Raw genomic sequence first — 20,294 nt, 5'->3', positions numbered from 1 at the left:
TACGGTGGAGGCCTTCTTTTTGTATGCACGGATTCTTAAACTTTCGCGAATCAACGATAATTTGATAGAATGAGCATAAAGCAACAGAAATAGGCACTACATAAAAGGAAATGTGGGGGGAAGCTATGGGGGCAGGAAAAACAAGCGAAGTAAGGCCGGATATAATCGCAGCTGTGACGAAAATTTTCAAATTGATAGGCGATCCGACCCGTTTTTTGATTCTCCATGTATTGGAAAATCGGGAACTGAACGTAAATGCCATCGCGGAGGAACTGGACTTGGAGCAATCGGCGGTGTCGCACCAACTGAAAAAGCTGCGCGAAGCGAAGTTAGTGAAGAGCAGAAGAAGCGGAAAAAATATCCTCTACAGTCAAGATGATCAGCATGTCTACGCAATTCTGCATTTGGCTGTCGAACATGCCGAACACGGCAGGGACGATGGACATAAAGAGGCCGATACAGTCGCAGCAGACAAGAAAAATCCATGAACACCCGTGCGAACTAATGTTCTTTTTAACCTGGGATATGGTATACTACAGACAATCAGGAAGTAGACGAAAACCAAAGAATAAGTCAAAGAAGGATCTGAAATTATGGCAAAAGACCAAATCATCGTACGGGGAGCCCGTTCGCACAATTTGAAGAATATAGATGTCACCATCCCAAGGGACAAGCTTGTCGTCATGACCGGTCTTTCCGGATCGGGCAAGAGCTCGCTGGCCTTCGATACGCTTTACGCGGAAGGACAAAGACGGTACGTGGAAAGCCTCTCCGCTTATGCGCGCCAGTTTTTGGGCCAGATGGATAAACCGGATGTGGACAGCATCGATGGACTGAGCCCGGCGATCGCGATCGATCAGAAGACGACGAACCGCAATCCCCGTTCGACAGTCGGTACAGTTACAGAAGTCAATGACTTCCTGCGACTGCTTTTTGCCCGTGTGGGTCACCCGATTTGTCCGAATGACGGCACGCCGATCAGCAGCCAATCGCCAGAACAGATGGTGAATCAGGTCCTGGAGCTGCCGGAGCGCACGAAACTGCAGATACTGGCGCCAATCATCAAAGGGAAAAAAGGCCAGCACAAAAAAGTGTTCGAAGACATCAAGAAGCAAGGATACGTCCGCGTCCGCGTCGATGGGGAATTGTTTGATGTTTCCGAAGAGATTGAATTAGAAAAAAACAAAAAACATGACATCGCAATCGTTGTCGATCGACTAGTCATCAAGGAAGGCATCCGTTCGCGGATCTTCGATTCGATTGAAGCGGCGTTGCATCTGGCTGATGGTTATGCCGTCGTTGATGTCATCGGCAGTGAAGAGCTTTTGTTCAGCGAACACCATGCCTGCCCGTATTGCGGATTTACGATCGGTGAGATCGAACCGCGCCTGTTTTCTTTCAACGCGCCTTACGGAGCCTGCTCAGAATGTGATGGTCTGGGGATGAAATTGGAAGTCGATCCCGACTTGATCGTTCAGGACAAACAGCTTTCCCTGAATGAAGGGGCTTTGGTGCCGTGGAACCCGATCAGTTCGAATTACTATCCGGAAATGCTACGCCAGTTTTGTGGACAGAACGCAATCGATATGGACCTTCCGTTTGCGGAACTGAGCGCCGATACCCAGAAGCAATTGCTTTATGGTGCTGAAGGCGACCTGTTCCATTTCCATTACCAGAATGAATTTGGCGGTGTCAGGGATGTCGATATCCCCTTTGAAGGGGTCATCACCAATGTCAACCGACGCTACAAAGAGACATCGAGCGATTTTACGCGCGAAGCGATGCGCCAATACATGACCGAACTGCCTTGCCATACTTGCCATGGCTATCGTCTGAATGAGCAAGCCCTGTCCGTGAAAGTGGCCCAACACGACATCGGTCAAGTCACGGAATTTTCCATCGAAAATGCGGTCGCCTTCTTCGAGGGGATTTCCCTTTCGGAACAAGAGAAGCAGATTGCGGCGCCTATCCTGAAGGAAATATTGTCACGTCTGACTTTCCTGAAGAACGTCGGCCTCGACTACTTGACCTTGAGCCGGACAGCGGGGACGCTTTCCGGTGGAGAAGCGCAGCGGATACGCTTGGCGACGCAAATAGGCTCCAACCTATCCGGGGTTCTCTACATCTTGGATGAGCCATCCATCGGGCTGCATCAGCGCGATAACAATCGGTTGATCGAATCGATGAAAAAAATGCGCGACCTCGGGAACACGTTGATCGTTGTCGAACATGATGAAGACACAATGATGCAGGCGGATTATCTGATCGATATCGGACCGGGGGCGGGTGAACTCGGCGGTGAAATCGTGGCTGCCGGTACGCCTGAGCAAGTCATGAAAAACAGGAAATCACTGACCGGGAAATATCTGTCAGGTAAATTGTTCATCCCGGTTCCGGAGACACGAAGGACAGCAGACAAAGGGGCCGTGAAAATCACCGGCGCAGCTGAAAATAATCTGAAAAATGTGGATGCTGCCTTTCCTTTAGGGAAAATCGTGGCAGTCACAGGCGTTTCCGGTTCAGGAAAGAGCTCGTTGGTCAATAATGTCCTGAAGACCGCCTTGGCCAAAGAATTGACCCGTACGAAAGAAAAACCGGGCAAGTTCAAGACAATCAGCGGGTTCGAAGGTCTGGAGAAAGTCATCGACATCGACCAAAGCCCGATCGGACGTACACCGCGAAGCAATCCAGCAACATATACCAGCGTCTTCGATGACATGCGCGACCTTTTTGCCAGCACCAACGAAGCAAAAATACGCGGCTACAAAAAAGGCCGGTTTAGCTTCAACGTCAAGGGCGGGCGTTGTGAAGCCTGCCGCGGCGACGGCATTCTGAAGATCGAGATGCATTTCTTGCCGGATGTCTACGTGCCTTGCGAAGTCTGTCATGGCACGCGTTACAATTCAGAAACTTTGGAAGTGCAATACAAAGGCAAAAATATCGCTCAAGTGTTGGATATGACGATTGAGGAAGCATTGGCCTATTTTGAAGCCATCCCTAAAATCAGGCGCAAATTGCAGACTATCGTCGATGTCGGCCTTGGCTATGTTACATTAGGACAACCAGCCACTACTCTATCCGGCGGGGAAGCCCAGCGGATGAAATTGGCCAGTGAACTGCAACGCGTATCCAGCGGGAAGACATTCTATATACTGGATGAACCTACCACGGGGTTGCACACGCACGATATCGCCAGATTGTTGCAGGTTTTGGACCGTTTGGTGGAAGCCGGCAATACGATTGTCGTGATTGAACACAATCTCGACGTGATCAAAACGGCCGATTACATCATCGATATGGGACCTGAAGGCGGAGCCGGCGGGGGAACCGTACTCGCGACCGGAACTCCGGAAGAAATTGCCGAAGTGAAGGGAAGCTACACCGGCCAATTCCTGAAACCCATTCTGGAACGGGATAAAGCAAGAAACAAAAAGACAAAATAGATAGCGAAAGGCCAGCCGATTCCGGTTGGCCTTTTTTCCTCGTAATACTAGGAAAGTATAAAATTAATTGGAATCAAAAGTGCATCACCGTTGGTGTTCTCTATAGGATTGTAAAATGTTCCTTGCAATCCAAAGCGTTGGCTAGCTTCACGGGTTAGCCCTTCGGAAATTAGATAAATCTGACCCATTGCGCTCTACCATGCTCATTTGCATGGGAGTCTTAGGGATTCATCCCTTAGACTCCCAGTATAAGGTGACCGTAGGGAACGTTGCGAGGTCAGATTTCCTAAATTTCTTTCAGGGCTGAACGAACCCGTTCCGCTTTTCTTACAATTCTCTAGTCATTTCTGCTGAAGGGAAAATCAATCTTTAGACCTATGACAAGGGAAAGGAAATTAGGCATAATAAGGACATAAGCAAAAGATAATCAGAAAACAGGCAAACTGTCCCATGTCAGTGAATAGATAAATGGATAACCATCAAGGAGGAACTACCATGAATGAAAGAGACCGTATTTTGGCGTTGGTAAAGGAAGGCATCATCACTACAGAAGAAGCATTGGTACTTTTGGAAAACTTGGCGAAGCGCGAAGGAAAAGATGCTGTGAAATTGAATCAGCAGCAAGATTTTACCGATAAACCTGATGCTGCATCAGAGTACACAGAGCAAACCGATCAAGCATCTGAGCAAGAGCGGGAAGACCGTGAAAATTTGGAAAAGATTTTGGATGAACTGGCTAGTGAAATTTCCTATTTCTCCTCTCAGATCGATGCGAAGGGCGAAGCGTTGCAATCGCTGAAAAAACAGATCAACGACAAAGCCGAAAAAAGGCAAGAATTGGCGACAGCCGATGAACTGGGCGATTTGACGGGCGAACAAGAAATCACCCTGATGCGCTTGGATGAAGAGCTGGATGGTCTGCGCGGGCAAGCTGCCGCACTGGAAGCCGAAAAAGTTGAGATGGAACAAAAAATGCGCAACCTCAAGAAGGAGCATGTGGAAAACAGCGTGAAATCCTTTGGGGAGAAACTGGGCAATAAAGAGGAATGGAAAGACACAGCCACCAATTTCACAGATCGCCTCACAAAAGCAGGCGCACAACTGAGTAAATTTTTGACCGACACGGTGCAAACGGTCGTAGAGAATGTCGATTGGAAAGACACTGATTTCAACATCAAGATCCCTGGGTTGATCACCAGCAAATTCCAGCATGAATTCACATTTGATCAAAATACAGCGACGATTCTTGATTTTCAACTGGCCAACGGCAACGTGACGTTGCAGAGTTGGGATAACGAAACCATTTCGGTCGCCGCGGATGTGAAAATCTATGGGAAAACCGAAGAAGCGACAGCGAAGGAAGCATTCGATGCGCGGAGTACGCTGGTGATGGATGAGGATAAATTTACTTTCCGCGTTCCGAACAAAAGAGTGAAATGCGATATCATCGTCTCCTTGCCGAAACGTGAATACGATTACGTCGCAATCAAGATGTTGAACGGGAATGCAAGCTTGAAGAACATTGAAGGAAAAGATTTTTACATCAAATCCACCAATGGCAATATGGTCATCTCAGGTCTCAAGGCCATCATGTTGGAGACGGATGGCGTCAATGGGAATCTGGATGTTTCAGAAAGTACAATCGTTGATGTTCTGGCGAAGACCATAAACGGCAGTCTGACGATCAAGAGTGATGTCATCAGCGCAACTGTTTCCGTTGTGAACGGCGATGTGAAACTTTCCTATCCAGGAACCAACGCAAAACAAATTCAAGCCAGCTCCGTCAACGGTTCCGTCAAACTGTCCTTGCCGGCTTCCAAAAGTGCAGAAGTGAAAGCCAGCAGCTCTTTGGGCAAAATCATGAATCGGATGGAAAATATTGAAATCATCCGTCAAAAAAATGAACACACCAACAAGTACTTGGAATTCAGACGAATGGACGAGGAAGCGCCGGTTATGGTAGAATTAAAGACAACAACAGGAAACATATTCTTAAAAAATAACTAAAAATAGCGACAATAAATGGCATATATAAGGAGAGAACGAACATGAAAAAATTAACTAAATCTGCTACAGACAGACAAGTCAGCGGTGTTCTGGGAGGTATTTCCGAATACTTCGGCATCGATTCGACAATTGTGAGGGTGGTATTTCTGATTTCCGTATTTGCGGGTGTCGGATCGCCCGTGTTGCTTTACATCCTGATGGCTGTACTGATGCCTGAACCAGGCCGAAACGATAGCGGACAATCGTTCGGCGGAACGTATGGTTCCTCGTCTTCCCGTCGCAGTTCCGATGCCTCTAGATCTGTAAAAGAAGCAAAACCAGTGGAAAAACAAGAAGAGGACGACTGGAGTGATTTTTGATGGGATTTTGGAAGAAAGCGGCCGTCAATTCGTTGGTGTTCATCGCTCTGGCTTATTTCATGGCACCTTCGTTCTATGTGCATAGCCTTTGGACGGCATTTTGGGCCAGCATCATTTTGGGCATCGTCAACTTTTTGATCAAGCCGGTGCTTTCGATCCTCTCGTTCCCGATTACGATCCTTACGTTCGGCTTGTTCAGCTTCGTCATCAATGGCTTTATGCTGTATCTTACGTCTTGGTTGATCGGTCCCGGATTTCACTTCACGAGCTACGGCACAGCGTTCCTGGTGGCTTTGATCATGTCGGTTGTGCATATGTTCCTGAGCAGGGACGATGCGCGTTAGCCAACAGGGTTCCACTACGGCACTTAGCACCAAATAACATAAAGTAAGGCAGCTGAAACGATTGTTTCAGCTGCCTTTTTGTTCTTTCGTATGCACCCATAAAATGTTATGATGGATAGGAATACAATAAACCACAAGCGATGCAATCATTGTTTGCGGTAAGACGAAAATGTAAAATAATCCTGCCTGATCAGGGTCAGGAAATTAAATGATAGAGCGAGGGATAAGAATGGCGAATACAGTTACTGTAAAGGAATTAGTGAATTCTTCAGGTTATATTGTACTGAGCGGAGAAGAATTTTTGGACAACAAAATCACGACCAGCGAAATCTCCAGACCCGGCGTCGAGTTGACAGGTTTCTTTAATTTCTACCCGTCGGCCCGTATCCAGTTGTTGGGGAAAACGGAACTGACATTTATCGAGAGGATGACCGCTGAAGAGCGCTTGATCGTCATGAGGCGACTATGCAGCAAAGAGACACCTTGCTTCGTCATCGGACGCAAGCTGCAGGCGCCAGCAGAATTGACGAAAGCCGCGCAGGAAGCCGGCATACCGATTCTTTCGGCGCAGTCCAGAACGACAAGAGTATCCAGTAACATCACCAATTTCCTTGAAGCGCAGTTGGCCGAACGGGTTTCTATGCACGGGGTTTTCGTGGATGTTTTTGGAATGGGCGTCATGATTACAGGGGACAGCGGCGTCGGGAAGTCGGAAACGGCTTTGGAATTGATCCAAAAAGGCCACCGTCTGGTTGCTGACGATCGCGTTGATCTGTATCAACATGATGAAAATACGCTGATCGGTGAGGCACCGGGCATCCTACGCCATCTGATCGAAATCCGCGGAATCGGCATCATCGATGTGATGACGCTGTTCGGAGCCGGGGCAGTCAAACAGACCAATGAAGTCAACCTGATCGTCAACCTGGAGCTTTGGAGCAAAGACAAAAAATTTGAACGTCTGGGCAGCACGGAGGAGATTGTGAACATTCTGGGTGTCGGCATCCCTAAAATTACGATTCCGGTAAAGACAGGGCGAAATCTTGCCATCATCATCGAAGTGGCGGCTATGAATTTCCGTGCGAAAACAATGGGCTACAACGCCGCTGAGACTTTCGAAAGAAATTTGGAAGCTTTGATAAAAGAGAATGTTCAAAAAAATGATTAGGCATGAATGAAGGAGTAGATAAATGAATAACTTGATAGCCGCATTGAATCCTGTCGCATTGTCGTTCGGTGGGTTGGAAATCCGTTGGTATGGTGTCATCATCGCGGTAGGCATCCTCATTGCCATGACATTGGCGACGAAAGAGGCCGAGAAAAAAGGGTTGGATCCGGATTTTATTGTCGATATGATGTTCTGGACGATACCGCTTGGAATCATCGGCGCCCGCATTTACTATGTATTGTTTGAATTGGATTATTATTTACAGAACCCAGGCGAAATCATTCAGATCTGGAATGGTGGCATCGCCATTTATGGGGCATTGATAGCCGGTATTTTGACAATTTACTGGTACACGAAACGAAAAGGGATTTCTTTTGCATTGACGATGGATATTCTGGCACCCGCTGTCCTGATTGCGCAATCCATCGGCAGATGGGGGAATTTCATGAACCAGGAAGCGCATGGTGAGGAAGTCAGCCGCGCCTTTTTGGAGAATTTGTTCCTGCCCGAATTCATCATTGAACAGATGAACATCAACGGAATATATTACCACCCGACCTTCTTGTATGAATCACTTTGGTCGTTGGCCGGTTTTGTGCTGATCCTGTTCCTGCGCCGAAAAGGACAGCTGTTGCGTGTCGGGGAAGTGATGTTCACTTATGTCATGTGGTACTCGTTCGGCCGCTTCTTCATCGAAGGCATGCGCACGGACAGCCTGTATCTATTCGGGCCTATCCGGGTTTCACAGGCGCTGTCCATCCTGCTGTTCCTTGGAGCGATGGGAATCTGGGCTTACAGACGCAGAAATAATTATCCACCTGATCCCTACTACACAGACATCACCAGAAAGGGAGCATAATAGAGTAATGAAATTCAAAACAGTATTATTTGATTTTGACGGCACGATTGCCGACACGAACAAACTCATCAGCGAAAGCCACTTTGTCGTCATGGAGGAAAATTTTCCGGGCCGGTTCAAAAAAGAGGAAATGTCCCAGTTCAACGGTCCTAGTTTAGAAGAAATATACGGGAATCTTGATCAAGGAAGACAGGATGAACTGGTCGCCCGCTACAGGGAAGTCATGCTGGAGAAACATGATGAAATGATCGGCATTTTTCCGGGAATCAAAGAAGTGCTTGAGAACCTCAAACGGGAAGGCCTCAGCTTGGGCGTTGTTTCGACGAAGCGCAGCGATGTGCTGAAACGTGGAGTTTCGATCCTTGGCATCACGGATTATTTTGATACGATCCTCGGCTCAGGCGATTTTTCGCAACCGAAACCCGATCCCGAATCGCTCTTTCTGGCTATGGATCGTCTGGACGCCGAAAGGGAAACCAGCGTAATGGTCGGGGACAATCACCACGATATAGTCGCAGGCAATAATGCGGGTGTAACAAGCATTTTTGTGGGCTGGTCCGAAAAAACGACTGCCTTCATCCAACCATATCGGCCAACAAAAATAGTCAAAGATCCACAGGAGTTGGAAGAGTACATTCTTTCCGGCGTGAGAGTTTAATCGAGGGGAAGCGAGCAAAATGAAACAAAAAGTCGCCGTATTGGGGGCAGGATCTTGGGGTACAGCCTTATCCATGGTATTGGATGAGAATGGGCATGATGTCCGCCTTTGGGGGAATGACCCGAAACAAATCAAAGAAATCAACGAACGACACACGAATGAGCATTACTTGCCGGGTGCCAAGTTGAGTGAAGCGATTGTGGCATACACAGATCTGAAAGCCGCCATAAACGAAGCAGACGCGCTCTTGTTCGTACTTCCGACAAAAGCGATCCGCGTGGTCGCGAAAGAAGTCGCAACGCTGTTGGACGGACAAACGAAGCCGCATCTGATCCATGCAAGCAAAGGTTTGGAGCAGGATACGCATAAGCGGATTTCCGTGATCATCCAGGAAGAGATTCCGACTGAAAAGTACGATAGCTTGGTCGTCCTTTCCGGACCGAGCCATGCGGAAGAAGTGGCCAAAAAAGACATCACAACAATCACTGCCGCATCCGAGAGCGAAGAGGATGCAGGGTATGTGCAAAAACTGTTCATGAATCCCTATTTCCGGGTTTACCGGAACACCGATGTCATCGGTGTTGAGTTGGGCGCTGCTTTGAAGAACATCATCGCCGTAGGTGCGGGAGCGCTCCATGGATTGGGCTATGGCGATAACGCGAAAGCGGCTTTGATGACGCGCGGATTGGCTGAGATCAGCCGACTCGGAACAGCCTTTGGAGCCGATCCAATGACCTTCTTCGGTTTGAGCGGGGTAGGCGACCTGATTGTTACCGGCACAAGCCGCCACTCACGGAACTGGCGAGCCGGGGATCTGATTGGTAAAGGCCAGGACTTGGATGAAGTGCTGAACAATATGGGAATGGTCGTTGAAGGCGTGGCGACAACAAAAGCCGCTTATGAATTGGCTAAAGAAAAAGGCATCGAAATGCCGATCACGGAAGCCATCTATAAAGTGTTGTACGAGAAAGTCGATGTCAAAAAAGCAATCGAGGAATTGATGCTGCGCGAAGGCAAAGCGGAACAATCTTCTCAAAATGTGGAAAAGGGGAGCCAGTCAATATGAAGAAAGTCAGAAAAGCAGTGATTCCTGCTGCGGGATTCGGAACGCGTTTTTTACCGGCAACGAAAGCGATGGCAAAAGAAATGTTGCCAATAGTCGATAAGCCGACCATTCAATTCATCGTCGAAGAAGCTATAGCATCAGGGATCGAAGATATCCTGATCGTAACCGGAAAAAGCAAACGTCCGATCGAAGACCATTTTGATTCGAATATCGAGTTGGAAGCGAATCTGCGCGAAAAAGGCAAAAATGAATTGCTTGAATTGGTGCAGGAAACGACCGGTTTGCGCATCCATTTCGTCCGTCAATCTTATCCGTTGGGATTGGGCCATGCGGTTCTGCAGGCAAAAGCTTTTGTCGGCGATGAGCCTTTCGTGGTCATGCTTGGGGATGATCTGATGGAAGATGAAGTGCCGTTGACCAAGCAGTTGATGGATGCTTACGAGCGCACGCATGCTTCGAACATCGCCGTGATGGAAGTGCCGCATGAGGAAACATCCAAATACGGCATCATCGATCCGGATCAGGAATTGGAGCCTGGCTTGTTCAACGTCCGCAGATTCGTCGAAAAACCGAATCCGGAAGACGCGCCGAGCAATTTGGCGATCATCGGCCGCTACTTACTGACTCCGGAAATTTTTGAAATTTTGGAAAATCAGAACCCGGGAGCCGGCGGAGAAATCCAATTGACCGACGCTATCGATACGCTGAACCAAACGCAGCGCGTCTTCGCAAAACGCTTCGACGGCAAACGCTTTGATGTCGGAGACAAATTCGGTTTCCTGACGACTAGTATTTCCTACGGTCTGACCCATCCGGAAATAAAGGATAAATTGAAAAATTATCTGGTGGAGCTGGGCGAAAAGTTGACTGCCGAGGACGAAGGCAAGTAGTCATTTAGGCAATCCAAAGCCAATTGTTTTTTGAATAAAATAAGAGAAGCCGGGCCATCAATCGTTCTGCGATTCATGGCTCGGCTTCTTCTCCATTAATTCGGCGCCCTGAGCAGAATTGTGGCACAAAAAATAAAGTCAGAGTAAACTGAATAGGAACCAGATTCCGGAACCAGCCCGGAACAGACTTAACACCAGAAGGAGATACACTAAACATGGAACAAACTGAAAAAATTTACGACGTCATCGTCATCGGAGCCGGACCAGGCGGAATGACTGCGGCTCTTTATGCCTCCCGTTCGAATTTGAGTACCTTGATGCTGGAACGCGGCGTGCCCGGCGGCGAAATGATCAATACGGCCGAAATTGAAAATTATCCTGGCTTCAAATCGATATTGGGTCCGGAACTGGCTGAAAGGATGTACGAAAGCTCCATGCAATTCGGAGCCCAGCACGCTTACGGAGATGTGAAACGCATTGTCATCGACGGCGATTACCGCATCGTGGAAGCAGGCAAGAAATCCTATAAAACGCGTGCCATTATCATCGCGACCGGCTCCCACCACCGCAAATTGGGAGTTCCCGGAGAAGAGCAGTACAACGGCCGCGGCGTTTCCTATTGTGCCGTCTGTGATGGTGCCTTCTTTAAAGGCAAAAAATTAGCAGTGATAGGCGGTGGAGATTCCGCCGTGGAGGAAGGGACTTACTTGACGCAATTTGCGGAAGTTAACATCGTGCACAGACGGGATGCCTTGCGCGCCCAAAAAATCATCCAGGACCGTGCCTTCAAGAATGAGAAAGTTTCCTTTACGTGGGATTCCTTTGTGGAAGAAATTAAGGGAGACGGACAAAAAGTCACGGGTGTGGTGATCAGGAACAAGCACACCAACGAAATCACGGAAAATGCCGTGGACGGTGTCTTCATCTACGTCGGTATTTTGCCGCAATCGGATGCCTTCCTTGATCTGGGCATCACGGATGAAGAAGGCTGGATCATCACGAATGAGCATATGGAAACGGCCGTACCGGGCATATTTGCCATCGGGGATGTCCGTCAGAAGCTTCTGCGCCAAATCACGACTGCTGTCGGAGATGGTGGGGAAGCCGGGAACCGTGCTTTTTCTTACATTGAAGGCTTGCATGATCGTCTGGCAGCTGCTGAAGCTGCTGCCGAGACCGCTGACTGAATGATTATCAGTGGAACAGTAAATTTGTTGTCCAATCGATAAAAAGCACCAAAGTTCATGCTCTGATTTCAGAGCGTGAACTTTTTTTGTAGATTCCATCTTTTCACTCAAATGGCATGCAAATAATGTTATAATATAGCTAAACTAATATGGGAAGGATGATGAAAATGTCTTATCAAGAAACCATCGCACAATGGAATAATTTTGCCTTATTAGAATCTACATTAAAAGAAGAACTAAAGTCTTTGGAGGGAAATGAAGAAGCGCTGAAAGATGCTTTTTTTGCTCCGCTGGAATTCGGGACTGCAGGTATGCGCGGCATCCTGGGAGTCGGCATCAACCGGATGAATATCTACACAGTACGTCAAGCCACCGAAGGATTGGCCCGTTTGATGGAGGCGAAAGGTGAAGAAGAGAAAAAACGCGGCGTCGCGATCGCATACGATTCCAGACACCAATCTCCGGAGTTTGCGATGGAGGCAGCGAAAACATTGGGTGCGCACGGTATTCCGGCTTTCGTTTTTGAAAGCTTGCGACCAACACCCGAGTTGTCTTTTGCGGTAAGACATTTGAATGCGCTAACGGGGATCATGATAACAGCGAGCCATAACCCGGCTGATTACAACGGTTATAAAGTATATGGAGACGACGGCGGCCAGATGACTCCTGACGATGCAGACGCTTTGACTGAATATGTAAGAGCAATCGAAAATCCACTGACGATCCAAGTGGGCGATGAAGCAGAGCTGAAGGCAGCCGGCTTAATCAAAATGCTTGGGGAAGAGATCGATGCAACTTACCTTGATCTAGTCAAAACAGTGACTGTCGATCCCGCCCTTGTCCATGAAATGAGCAAAGAAATGAAATTGGTCTTCACTCCCCTGCACGGCACCGGGCAGATGATGGGTGAACGTGCCTTGAAGAACGCCGGTTTTGAAGGCATCTACCTCGTGCCGGAACAGGCAGTCGCCGATCCAAACTTCTCCACCGTGAAATCACCGAATCCAGAAGAAGCAGGCGCATTCGAATACGCCATCAAGCTGGGTACAGAACTGGATGCTGATATTTTGGTCGCGACCGATCCGGATGCTGACCGCTTGGGTGCGGCCGTCCGCAAAGCAAAAGGCGAGTACGTTGTTTTGACTGGTAACCAAATCGCTGCATTGATGCTGGATTACTTGTTGCGCGCGAAAAAAGCAGCCGGCACATTACCTGCCAACGGTACAGCCCTTAAATCGATCGTATCCAGTGAGTTGCCGACCGCAATCGCAAAATCTTACGGTGCGGATATGGTGGATGTTCTGACTGGATTCAAGTTCATCGCAGAAAAAATCAAACAGTACGAAGAAGACCACAGCAAGGAATTCTTGTTCGGTTTCGAGGAAAGCTACGGCTATCTGGCAAAACCTTTCGTCCGCGACAAAGACGCTATCCAAGCCCTAGTATTGATTGCTGAAGTAGCGGCTTACTACAAGAAAAAAGGCCAAACGCTGTATGATGGCTTGGTAGAAATCTTCGAAACGCACGGCTACTATAAAGAACAGACGATTTCCGTCACGCTGTCCGGCATCACCGGAGCAGAAAAGATCAAATCACTGATGGCCAAATTCCGTTCGGAAGCACCAGCAGACTTCGCAGGCATCGCCGTATCGATCACGGAAGACTTCGGCAACTCAACGAAGACATTCACTGACGGCTCCACAGAAAGCATCGATATGCCGAGCTCGAATGTGCTGAAATACTTCCTTGAGGATGGCAGCTGGATCGCTATCCGTCCAAGCGGAACAGAACCAAAAATCAAATTCTATATCGGTGCGAAGGCTGAGAGCCAAGCTGCAGTCGACGAAAAAGTCGCTGCTTTCGAGGCAAGCATCCGTACGTTGACCGCTGAATAAGGAATACAAGAAAAAAAGAAGCCCACGGGCTTCTTTTTTGTTTGAAGGTTTATCAGAAAGTTTTGGCCAATTGTTTGGCTTTTTCTATCGCATCTGCAACGATTTCATCGGCACGGTCTGGATATGTGTCCATACCTTCAACGAACAATTGCGAGATTTCTCCGACTCCCAAGAAGCGGAAAATGCTCTTGATGTACTGGCTGGCAGGGTCGCTTCCGTCGAAGATTCCGCCGTTGGCTTGGATATGCAACAATTTTTTATCCGGGACCATTCCGACTGCTCCCGATTCCGTGTAACGGAACGTTTGTCCGGCGACCGTGATGGTATCGATCCACGTTTTTAGGCGCCCAGGTACATGCATGTTCCATAAAGGATTGGCGATGATGATCTTATCCATGGACAAAAAATCATCGGTGTAGTGATTGAAGAGCGTCACTTTTTCCTGTTGGCGGGAAGTCAATTGATCGAATAGCACGCCTTTCGACAATTCCTTCCAAGCAGTCAAAAGATCCCGATCGATTTCAGGGATGGCGACTTCATAAAGATTCATGTCCTTGATGCGATCGTAAGGATTCACAGCTTTGTACTCTTCCAAAAATGCATCCAGGACTTTCATGGAACGGGAGACGCTGCTGTCGAATGGATGCGCGCGCACAACTAAAACTCTGGCCATAGAATAACCTTCTTTCCAATTTGTTATACCTACATGATACCATTTACATGCATAGATGATAAAGCATAACCATTACCTGCCAATGAGAGAAGTAGGCCAAAAATGAGAGTCACCCTTGTCGGGCAACTCTCATTTGTATTTTGAATCAGCAATATTAAGCTACGAAAGCTTCCGCAGACAGAGGCGTTTCATCGATGAAGAAACGTTTGTACCAGACGAGGAAGATGTAGGCAGTCCAGATCTGACGGCCGTAATCCAATTTCTTCGTATAGTTGTCATCGAGGATCTGCACGAGCTTATCGGTGTCGAAAAATTCTGCCGCATAGTCGGAAGCGAACGCTTTTCTGACTTCATTATAGAATTCTTCTTCACGCAACCAGTGACGGATCGGAGTAGGGAAGCCCAACTTCGGACGTTTCGCCCATTCTTCCGGCAGGACATCGGCAGCCGCTCTGCGAAGCACATATTTCGTATCGATTTCGTTGACGCGGTAATCGGAAGGGATGCGTTTCGCCAATTCCATGACTTCTTTATCCAGGAAAGGTACGCGCAGCTCCAACGAGTGGGCCATGCTCATCTTGTCGGCTTTCAACAGGATATCCCCAGGCATCCAAAGGTTCAGATCGAGATACTGCATCTTCGTCACTTCATCCTGGTCTTTGACTTCGTCATAGATCGGTTTGGTGATTGTGCGGATATCCGGGCCGTTTTTGTATGCTGGCTTCAGGATATCCACAGCTTCTTCTTCGTCCCAGACGATGGCTTGGCCGATGAAGCGTTCTTCCACTTTTTGGCCGCCTTTGACCAAGAAGGTTGTCAGGGTATTCTTCGGTAGTTTGTGGGCCAATTTGCCGATGCCTTTTCTTAGGCTGTAAGGGACTTTTTCATAAGTCTCCATTTTCTTGGATGGTTCATACCAAGAGTAGCCGCCGAAAATTTCATCTGCGCCTTCACCCGAAAGCACGACCGTCACGTCTTTCTTCGCCAATTCAGCCAAGAAATACAATGGAACGGAAGACGGATTTGATTGCGGTTCATCCATATGGTATTGGATGGTAGGCAGGGCATGGAAAGCTTCTTCAGGAGAAATGTACTTGCGGACATTCTCGATGCCCAAGATTTCGGAAAGATCGGCAGCCTGGTTGGTTTCGTTGAACATTTTTTCATATTCGGAGAAGCCGACCGAGAAGGATTTTTCCGGTTTCATCAAGGCTGTTACCAAGCTGGAATCGACGCCGCCGGACAGGAAAGCGCCTGTCTTTACGTCACTGATTTTGTGGGCGCGGACAGAATCGGCCATTGTTGCTTTGACTTCTTCCACATAGCTCTCCAAAGTGCCGTTTTCGGCATGGAATTTCTTGTCCCAATATTCGACCGTATGGATATCGTTGCCTTTCAGCACCATATAATGCGCCGGTTTCAATTTGTGGACGCCTTTGAAGAAGGTTTCACCCATCGAAGAATATTGCAAAGTCAAGTAAGGGCGCAAAGCATCCTTGTTCACTTCTTTGATGAAAGCAGGGTGAGCCAAAAATGACTTGATTTCAGAACCGAAAAGCAAGCTGCCGTCGGTTGTGTTTGTCGTATAGTACAACGGTTTGATGCCGAAGCCATCACGGGCGATGAACATCGTATCGTTCACTTTGTCCCAGATTGCGAACGCGAACATGCCGCGCAATTGTTTCACGAAGTCATAACCGTATTCTTTGTAGCCGTAAATCAAAACTTCACTGTCCGTTTTGGAATGGAAGACGTGTCCTTTTTGCTTCAGATCTTCGCGCAACTCTTGGAAGTTGAAGATCTCGCCGTTGAACACCAATACCAAATTTCCGTCGGCGCTGTACATCGGTTGCTTCCCGTTATCGGAAAGATCGATGATGCTCAAGCGGCGGAAGCCTAACGTTACCTTATCATCAGAATACATGCCGCCGCTGTCTGGTCCGCGGTGGACGATCCTGTTCATCATACCTTCAATTACAGCCTGATGGTTCCATGCAGTCGATCCATGGATATATCCAACAAAACCACACATTTATACCACTCCTTAAGTATCTCTTGCTAGATCAGAATTTCTGTCCGTCTAGAGTCCAATCTATTCTATCACAAATGGAAAATCATTTAAAGAAATTATCCGATCGGAAAGCTTGGCGGCATTTCCAAAAATCAAAAGGACAAGGCAATCCACTTTGTAGGGAATGGCCTTGTCCTTCGACTTCACTGCGTATTTTGAGCACTCAACGGGTACGTTTAACTTTGCTGGAGGGATCCAGACGTTTTTCCATCAGACCCAGCAGCCAATCGGCAAGAACTGCCATCAGGGCGGTTGGAATCGCGCCAGCAAGGATGATGGCTGTCCCATTCGTCGCATTGACGCCGCGGGAAATGATATCCCCCAAACCGCCGGCGCCGATGAAAGTGCCGATGGCGGTGATGCCGATTGCAACGACCAAGGCATTACGCAAGCCGGCCATTATGACGGAAAGCGACAACGGCAATTCGACCAGATAAGTCAATTGCATCCGCGTCATTCCCATGCCTTTACCCGTATCCATCAGAGCGGTATCCACATTTCGCACACCAGTGTAGGTGTTTTTGATGATCGGCAGCAGCGAATACAGGAAGACAGTGGCAATGACGGTATCCGAACCGAGTCCGAGTCCCAGCATCAAAATGGATAACAGGGCCAGAGAAGGGATGGTCTGGATGACATTGGCGGCGCCGATGATCCAATCCGCCAGTTTTTTATTGCGTGCGATCCAGAAACCGAGCGGAATAGCTACAATTGCGGCGAACAGGACCCCATAAATGGAAATCAGAAAATGGCGGGTGAACTGTTCGAAGACATAGCTACCATTTTCTCTATAATAGTAGAGCAGCTGCTGGAGCATATTCATTTCGCTGAGGTTCATCATTTTCCCTCCTTTAAGGATGTGACTTCTTTATCTTCAAAATAGCTGTTCTCTTCCAGGAAATTTTGGGCGACTGTTTGGGCTTCCACCAAGTCGTTATCGACTTCGTAGTTCATCGCCTGCATCATCTCGTCAGTCAGCGTGTCCTCCAATTTCAGCAGGATGGTCTCCAGTTCAGGATAAGCCTCCAAAATCTCTTTAGTGGCGACAGGGCTAGCGTCATAAGGCGGGAACAGCTGCAGATCGTCTTTGAGAACGACCAGATCATAGCTCGCGATCCGGCCGTCCGTGGAATAGCCCAAAACGATGTCCATTTCGCCCGCTTGCAAAGCATCGTAGACGAGACCGACCTGCATCGGATAAACGCGTTGGAAATCAAAGCCGTATGTCGTTTTGAATGCTTCATATCCGTCACCTTCCCGCTCCATCCAGGAGTTGTCGACGCCGGCTCTCAGATTCGGAGCCAATGTCGCGAGGTCGCTGATGGTCTCCAAATTATTTTCTTCGGCAAATTCACGTGTCACCAAAAAAGCGTACGTGTTGGCAAAGCCATAGGATGGGAACCAGACTTGATTGAATTGTTCATCGAAACCCTCGACGACTGTCTTGAACGCCAATGCCGGATCTGTAAGAGGCTCCATGCCCAATTCACCGGTCAGTGACGTCCCTGTGTAGCGGGCAGCCGATATATTTGCATCCCCGCCGATCATAGCTTGATGATTCAGGGTTGATGAGCCGAGATTATTGACCATATCGACAGAAGCATCCGGCAGGTAATGTTCGACCATCCCTCTGACCATATAACTCAATATTTGCATTTCTGTCGTTGTCCCACCAGTGATGACGATGCCTTCATTGTTCACCGATGCCCCAAGGCCAGGCAAGGAGCAGGCTGCCAATAAAAGTGCCGTCAGTGGAAACAGCAACCATTTCTTCATGTGTTTCTTCATGCTCAGTTTCCTCCTTTTGCAGATGTTGTCTGTGGAGAAACGAATCGTTCAAGCTTTCCAAGAAGGAAATCAGCCAATAAAGCCAATACGGTCACCGGTAAAGTTCCCCAAATGATCATTTCCTGATCGTATACATTCAATCCGTTAAAAATATAATCACCCAAACCGCCGGCTCCTATATACGAAGCAAGTGTCGCCCAGGCGATGACGTATACTCCCGCCAAGCGGATTCCGGACATGATGACCGGAGCTGCCAAAGGCAATTTCACCTGCAGAATGATCTGGTTGTCGGTCAACCCCATCCCTTTTGCTGAGTCGATGATATTGCTGTCCACATTCGAGATGCCGATGAACGTATTGCGCAGAATCGGCAACAAGGAATAGATGAATAAAGCTACAATCGCAGGAAGTTTTCCGATCCCGAAAAGGGGGATCATCAAGGCAAGTAACGCCAGGGAAGGGACCGTCTGGAGAATCGAAACAAAACTGATGATAAAACCGGAGTAACGCTTGAAGTGGGTCAAGGCAATGCCCAAAGGAACGGCAACCAGAACGCCAAGTATCAGAGCTAAGGCCGAGATGTAGAAATGCTCCCCTGTTTTGAAGAGTAACTCGGAACCGTTCGTTGTCAAAAAGTCCATTGTCATCACCCCTTAACCGTTTCAATGTCTGCGGTCGTTTCGATTACTTCTTCAGCGGGCATTTCAGGCTCTATGTCTCCCCATATCGTATCGTATACCATATCCACAATGGAAGTACGGGTGATCAAGCCGATCAGATGGTTTTTTGCATCCACGACAGGAATGTTTTTGTAACCCAATTTCAGGATCCGCTGCAAAGCGTCACGAACGAGCGTGCCTTCGCGGACAAAAGAAACTTCGCTCATGATCTCGCCTGCAGTGACCGGTCTGCGGCGGTTCTGGTTGATCGCTTCGACACTCAACATGCCCAACAAGACATCGTCAGCATCGGTCACAAACAAGCTGTCGACACGACGCGTGCGCATCAGTTTGATGGCTTCTGATAGATTTTGATCAGTCGAAACGGATACCGGGCCACGGATCATGATTTGTTCCACTGTGCGGAAATTCGTGCGTGCTTGGCTGAGGCGTTCCTCGCCGATGAAGTTTTCGACGAATTCGTTCGCAGGGTCCATCAGGATATTGTCGGGAGTATCAAATTGGACGACTTTTCCTTCCTGCATGATGACAATCCGGTCTGCCAGTTTCAAAGCTTCATCCATATCGTGGGTGACGAAGATGACTGTTTTGCCTAATTCCTGCTGCAGTTGTTTGACAAGTTCCTGCAGCGAATCACGGGTGATCGGATCCAGTGCTCCGAAAGGTTCATCCATCAAAATGATGTCCTGATTGGCTGCCAAAGCACGGATAACACCGATACGTTGTTGCTGGCCCCCGGATAGTTCAGATGGATAGCGTTCCAAAAAATCCAATGGAAGATCGACTTTTTGGATCAGCTCTTCGGCAATTGTTTTTTGTTTTTCCACAGACCATTTCAGTAATTTTGGAACCATGACGATGTTTTCGAAGATGGTCATGTGTGGCATCAGACCGATTTGTTGGATGACGTAGCCGATTTGGCGACGCAATTCCACCGCATTCATGTCCTTGATGTTTTTTCCATCGATCAGGATTTCACCCGAAGAAGGTTCGATCATGCGATTGATCATCCTCATGGAGGTTGTTTTGCCGCTGCCGCTTGTTCCGATGAATACAATGAACTCTCCATCATTGAATGTCAGGTTAAGGGAGTCCACTGCAATTTTCCCGCCCGGGAATCGCTTGGTTAAATTTTTGAATTCTATCATGGTTTCACCTCTTAATTATTTTAGTTTCACAAATTCCTTACTCTACCTTACCGCGCAA

At 48.1% G+C, this 20,294-nt stretch carries 18 protein-coding genes; 12 read left to right on the top strand and 6 right to left on the bottom strand.

All coding sequences use genetic code 11. The features are described from left to right. Nucleotides 1–125 precede the first annotated feature (125 nt). From AC0J5I_RS02050 to AC0J5I_RS01995, 12 genes are all read left to right on the top strand, one after another. Nucleotides 126–488: an ArsR/SmtB family transcription factor gene (locus AC0J5I_RS02050; RefSeq protein ID WP_475302957.1), complete on the top strand. Its 363-nt coding sequence runs from the start codon at nucleotides 126–128 to the stop codon at nucleotides 486–488. A gap of 105 nt (nucleotides 489–593) precedes the next feature. After that, nucleotides 594–3,443: an excinuclease ABC subunit UvrA gene (uvrA, locus tag AC0J5I_RS02045; protein WP_475302953.1), complete on the top strand. Its 2,850-nt coding sequence runs from the start codon at nucleotides 594–596 to the stop codon at nucleotides 3,441–3,443. A 495-nt stretch (nucleotides 3,444–3,938) separates the two neighbouring features. Then, nucleotides 3,939–5,450 (top strand): daptomycin-sensing surface protein LiaX, encoded by a 1,512-nt coding sequence (gene liaX, locus AC0J5I_RS02040; RefSeq protein ID WP_475302950.1) that lies wholly within the window; start codon nucleotides 3,939–3,941, stop codon nucleotides 5,448–5,450. A gap of 41 nt (nucleotides 5,451–5,491) precedes the next feature. After that, on the top strand, nucleotides 5,492–5,809 hold the full coding sequence (locus AC0J5I_RS02035) for a PspC domain-containing protein (protein ID WP_475302946.1): 318 nt from the start codon (nucleotides 5,492–5,494) through the stop codon (nucleotides 5,807–5,809). Further along, a complete protein-coding gene (locus AC0J5I_RS02030; protein ID WP_107995511.1) occupies nucleotides 5,809–6,153 on the top strand; it encodes a phage holin family protein in 345 nt (114 codons plus the stop codon). Before AC0J5I_RS02035 ends, AC0J5I_RS02030 begins: the two co-directional genes overlap by 1 nt. Before the next feature lie 229 nt (nucleotides 6,154–6,382). Continuing rightward, complete coding sequence (gene hprK, locus AC0J5I_RS02025) at nucleotides 6,383–7,321, top strand: HPr(Ser) kinase/phosphatase (RefSeq protein WP_107995512.1); 939 nt, start codon at nucleotides 6,383–6,385, stop codon at nucleotides 7,319–7,321. Between the two features lie 22 nt (nucleotides 7,322–7,343). After that, nucleotides 7,344–8,180 (top strand): prolipoprotein diacylglyceryl transferase, encoded by an 837-nt coding sequence (lgt, locus tag AC0J5I_RS02020; RefSeq protein ID WP_475302934.1) that lies wholly within the window; start codon nucleotides 7,344–7,346, stop codon nucleotides 8,178–8,180. 7 nt (nucleotides 8,181–8,187) lie between these two features. Beyond that, nucleotides 8,188–8,838 carry an HAD-IA family hydrolase gene (locus AC0J5I_RS02015; RefSeq protein WP_159072165.1) on the top strand — a complete coding sequence of 217 codons (651 nt, stop codon included), beginning with the start codon at nucleotides 8,188–8,190 and terminating at the stop codon, nucleotides 8,836–8,838. 19 nt (nucleotides 8,839–8,857) lie between these two features. After that, on the top strand, nucleotides 8,858–9,904 hold the full coding sequence (locus AC0J5I_RS02010; RefSeq protein WP_107995515.1) for an NAD(P)H-dependent glycerol-3-phosphate dehydrogenase: 1,047 nt from the start codon (nucleotides 8,858–8,860) through the stop codon (nucleotides 9,902–9,904). Further along, nucleotides 9,901–10,794 carry a UTP--glucose-1-phosphate uridylyltransferase GalU gene (galU, locus tag AC0J5I_RS02005; protein WP_106449305.1) on the top strand — a complete coding sequence of 298 codons (894 nt, stop codon included), beginning with the start codon at nucleotides 9,901–9,903 and terminating at the stop codon, nucleotides 10,792–10,794. Before AC0J5I_RS02010 ends, galU begins: the two co-directional genes overlap by 4 nt. 215 nt (nucleotides 10,795–11,009) lie before the next feature. Further along, the gene (gene trxB / locus AC0J5I_RS02000; RefSeq protein WP_107995516.1) at nucleotides 11,010–11,981 is read left to right on the top strand and encodes a thioredoxin-disulfide reductase; all 972 of its coding nucleotides are present in this window, start codon (nucleotides 11,010–11,012) and stop codon (nucleotides 11,979–11,981) included. Nucleotides 11,982–12,148: 167 nt separating this feature from the next. Then, entirely contained in the window at nucleotides 12,149–13,876 is a 1,728-nt protein-coding gene (locus AC0J5I_RS01995) for a phospho-sugar mutase (protein WP_107995517.1), read from the top strand. A gap of 52 nt (nucleotides 13,877–13,928) precedes the next feature. Here AC0J5I_RS01995 and AC0J5I_RS01990 read toward each other — a convergent pair whose 3' ends face one another. The 6 genes from AC0J5I_RS01990 to AC0J5I_RS01965 form a co-directional block, all read right to left on the bottom strand. Then, entirely contained in the window at nucleotides 13,929–14,549 is a 621-nt protein-coding gene (locus AC0J5I_RS01990) for an NAD(P)H-dependent oxidoreductase (RefSeq protein WP_475302920.1), read from the bottom strand. Nucleotides 14,550–14,703: 154 nt separating this feature from the next. After that, the gene (gene asnB, locus AC0J5I_RS01985; protein ID WP_475302915.1) at nucleotides 14,704–16,581 is read right to left on the bottom strand and encodes an asparagine synthase (glutamine-hydrolyzing); all 1,878 of its coding nucleotides are present in this window, start codon (nucleotides 16,579–16,581) and stop codon (nucleotides 14,704–14,706) included. A gap of 202 nt (nucleotides 16,582–16,783) precedes the next feature. Beyond that, nucleotides 16,784–17,461 (bottom strand): ABC transporter permease, encoded by a 678-nt coding sequence (locus tag AC0J5I_RS01980; protein WP_475302912.1) that lies wholly within the window; start codon nucleotides 17,459–17,461, stop codon nucleotides 16,784–16,786. Next, nucleotides 17,458–18,408: an osmoprotectant ABC transporter substrate-binding protein gene (locus AC0J5I_RS01975; protein ID WP_475302907.1), complete on the bottom strand. Its 951-nt coding sequence runs from the start codon at nucleotides 18,406–18,408 to the stop codon at nucleotides 17,458–17,460. Before AC0J5I_RS01975 ends, AC0J5I_RS01980 begins: the two co-directional genes overlap by 4 nt. A gap of 2 nt (nucleotides 18,409–18,410) precedes the next feature. Further along, nucleotides 18,411–19,055 (bottom strand): ABC transporter permease, encoded by a 645-nt coding sequence (locus AC0J5I_RS01970; RefSeq protein WP_475302902.1) that lies wholly within the window; start codon nucleotides 19,053–19,055, stop codon nucleotides 18,411–18,413. Next, on the bottom strand, nucleotides 19,055–20,236 hold the full coding sequence (locus tag AC0J5I_RS01965) for a betaine/proline/choline family ABC transporter ATP-binding protein (protein WP_475302898.1): 1,182 nt from the start codon (nucleotides 20,234–20,236) through the stop codon (nucleotides 19,055–19,057). The genes AC0J5I_RS01970 and AC0J5I_RS01965 overlap by 1 nt, the downstream gene beginning before the upstream one ends. Between the last annotated feature and the right edge of the window lie 58 nt (nucleotides 20,237–20,294).

It is taken from the genome of Trichococcus sp. TS_SC_9 (genome assembly GCF_056156325.1).
Note: the sequence above shows the minus strand (reverse complement) of the source record. Positions and strands in the feature narration are given on the sequence as shown.

What these genes read in the sequence shown, in the direction of transcription:
- AC0J5I_RS02050 (WP_475302957.1), top strand. Translation starts at nt 126, where the DNA reads ATGGGGGCAGGAAAAACAAGCGAAGTAAGGCCGGATATAATCGCAGCT.
- uvrA (WP_475302953.1), top strand. Translation starts at nt 594, where the DNA reads ATGGCAAAAGACCAAATCATCGTACGGGGAGCCCGTTCGCACAATTTG.
- liaX (WP_475302950.1), top strand. Translation starts at nt 3,939, where the DNA reads ATGAATGAAAGAGACCGTATTTTGGCGTTGGTAAAGGAAGGCATCATC.
- AC0J5I_RS02035 (WP_475302946.1), top strand. Translation starts at nt 5,492, where the DNA reads ATGAAAAAATTAACTAAATCTGCTACAGACAGACAAGTCAGCGGTGTT.
- AC0J5I_RS02030 (WP_107995511.1), top strand. Translation starts at nt 5,809, where the DNA reads ATGGGATTTTGGAAGAAAGCGGCCGTCAATTCGTTGGTGTTCATCGCT.
- hprK (WP_107995512.1), top strand. Translation starts at nt 6,383, where the DNA reads ATGGCGAATACAGTTACTGTAAAGGAATTAGTGAATTCTTCAGGTTAT.
- lgt (WP_475302934.1), top strand. Translation starts at nt 7,344, where the DNA reads ATGAATAACTTGATAGCCGCATTGAATCCTGTCGCATTGTCGTTCGGT.
- AC0J5I_RS02015 (WP_159072165.1), top strand. Translation starts at nt 8,188, where the DNA reads ATGAAATTCAAAACAGTATTATTTGATTTTGACGGCACGATTGCCGAC.
- AC0J5I_RS02010 (WP_107995515.1), top strand. Translation starts at nt 8,858, where the DNA reads ATGAAACAAAAAGTCGCCGTATTGGGGGCAGGATCTTGGGGTACAGCC.
- galU (WP_106449305.1), top strand. Translation starts at nt 9,901, where the DNA reads ATGAAGAAAGTCAGAAAAGCAGTGATTCCTGCTGCGGGATTCGGAACG.
- trxB (WP_107995516.1), top strand. Translation starts at nt 11,010, where the DNA reads ATGGAACAAACTGAAAAAATTTACGACGTCATCGTCATCGGAGCCGGA.
- AC0J5I_RS01995 (WP_107995517.1), top strand. Translation starts at nt 12,149, where the DNA reads ATGTCTTATCAAGAAACCATCGCACAATGGAATAATTTTGCCTTATTA.
- AC0J5I_RS01990 (WP_475302920.1), bottom strand. Translation starts at nt 14,549, where the DNA reads ATGGCCAGAGTTTTAGTTGTGCGCGCGCATCCATTCGACAGCAGCGTC.
- asnB (WP_475302915.1), bottom strand. Translation starts at nt 16,581, where the DNA reads ATGTGTGGTTTTGTTGGATATATCCATGGATCGACTGCATGGAACCAT.
- AC0J5I_RS01980 (WP_475302912.1), bottom strand. Translation starts at nt 17,461, where the DNA reads ATGATGAACCTCAGCGAAATGAATATGCTCCAGCAGCTGCTCTACTAT.
- AC0J5I_RS01975 (WP_475302907.1), bottom strand. Translation starts at nt 18,408, where the DNA reads ATGAAGAAACACATGAAGAAATGGTTGCTGTTTCCACTGACGGCACTT.
- AC0J5I_RS01970 (WP_475302902.1), bottom strand. Translation starts at nt 19,055, where the DNA reads ATGACAATGGACTTTTTGACAACGAACGGTTCCGAGTTACTCTTCAAA.
- AC0J5I_RS01965 (WP_475302898.1), bottom strand. Translation starts at nt 20,236, where the DNA reads ATGATAGAATTCAAAAATTTAACCAAGCGATTCCCGGGCGGGAAAATT.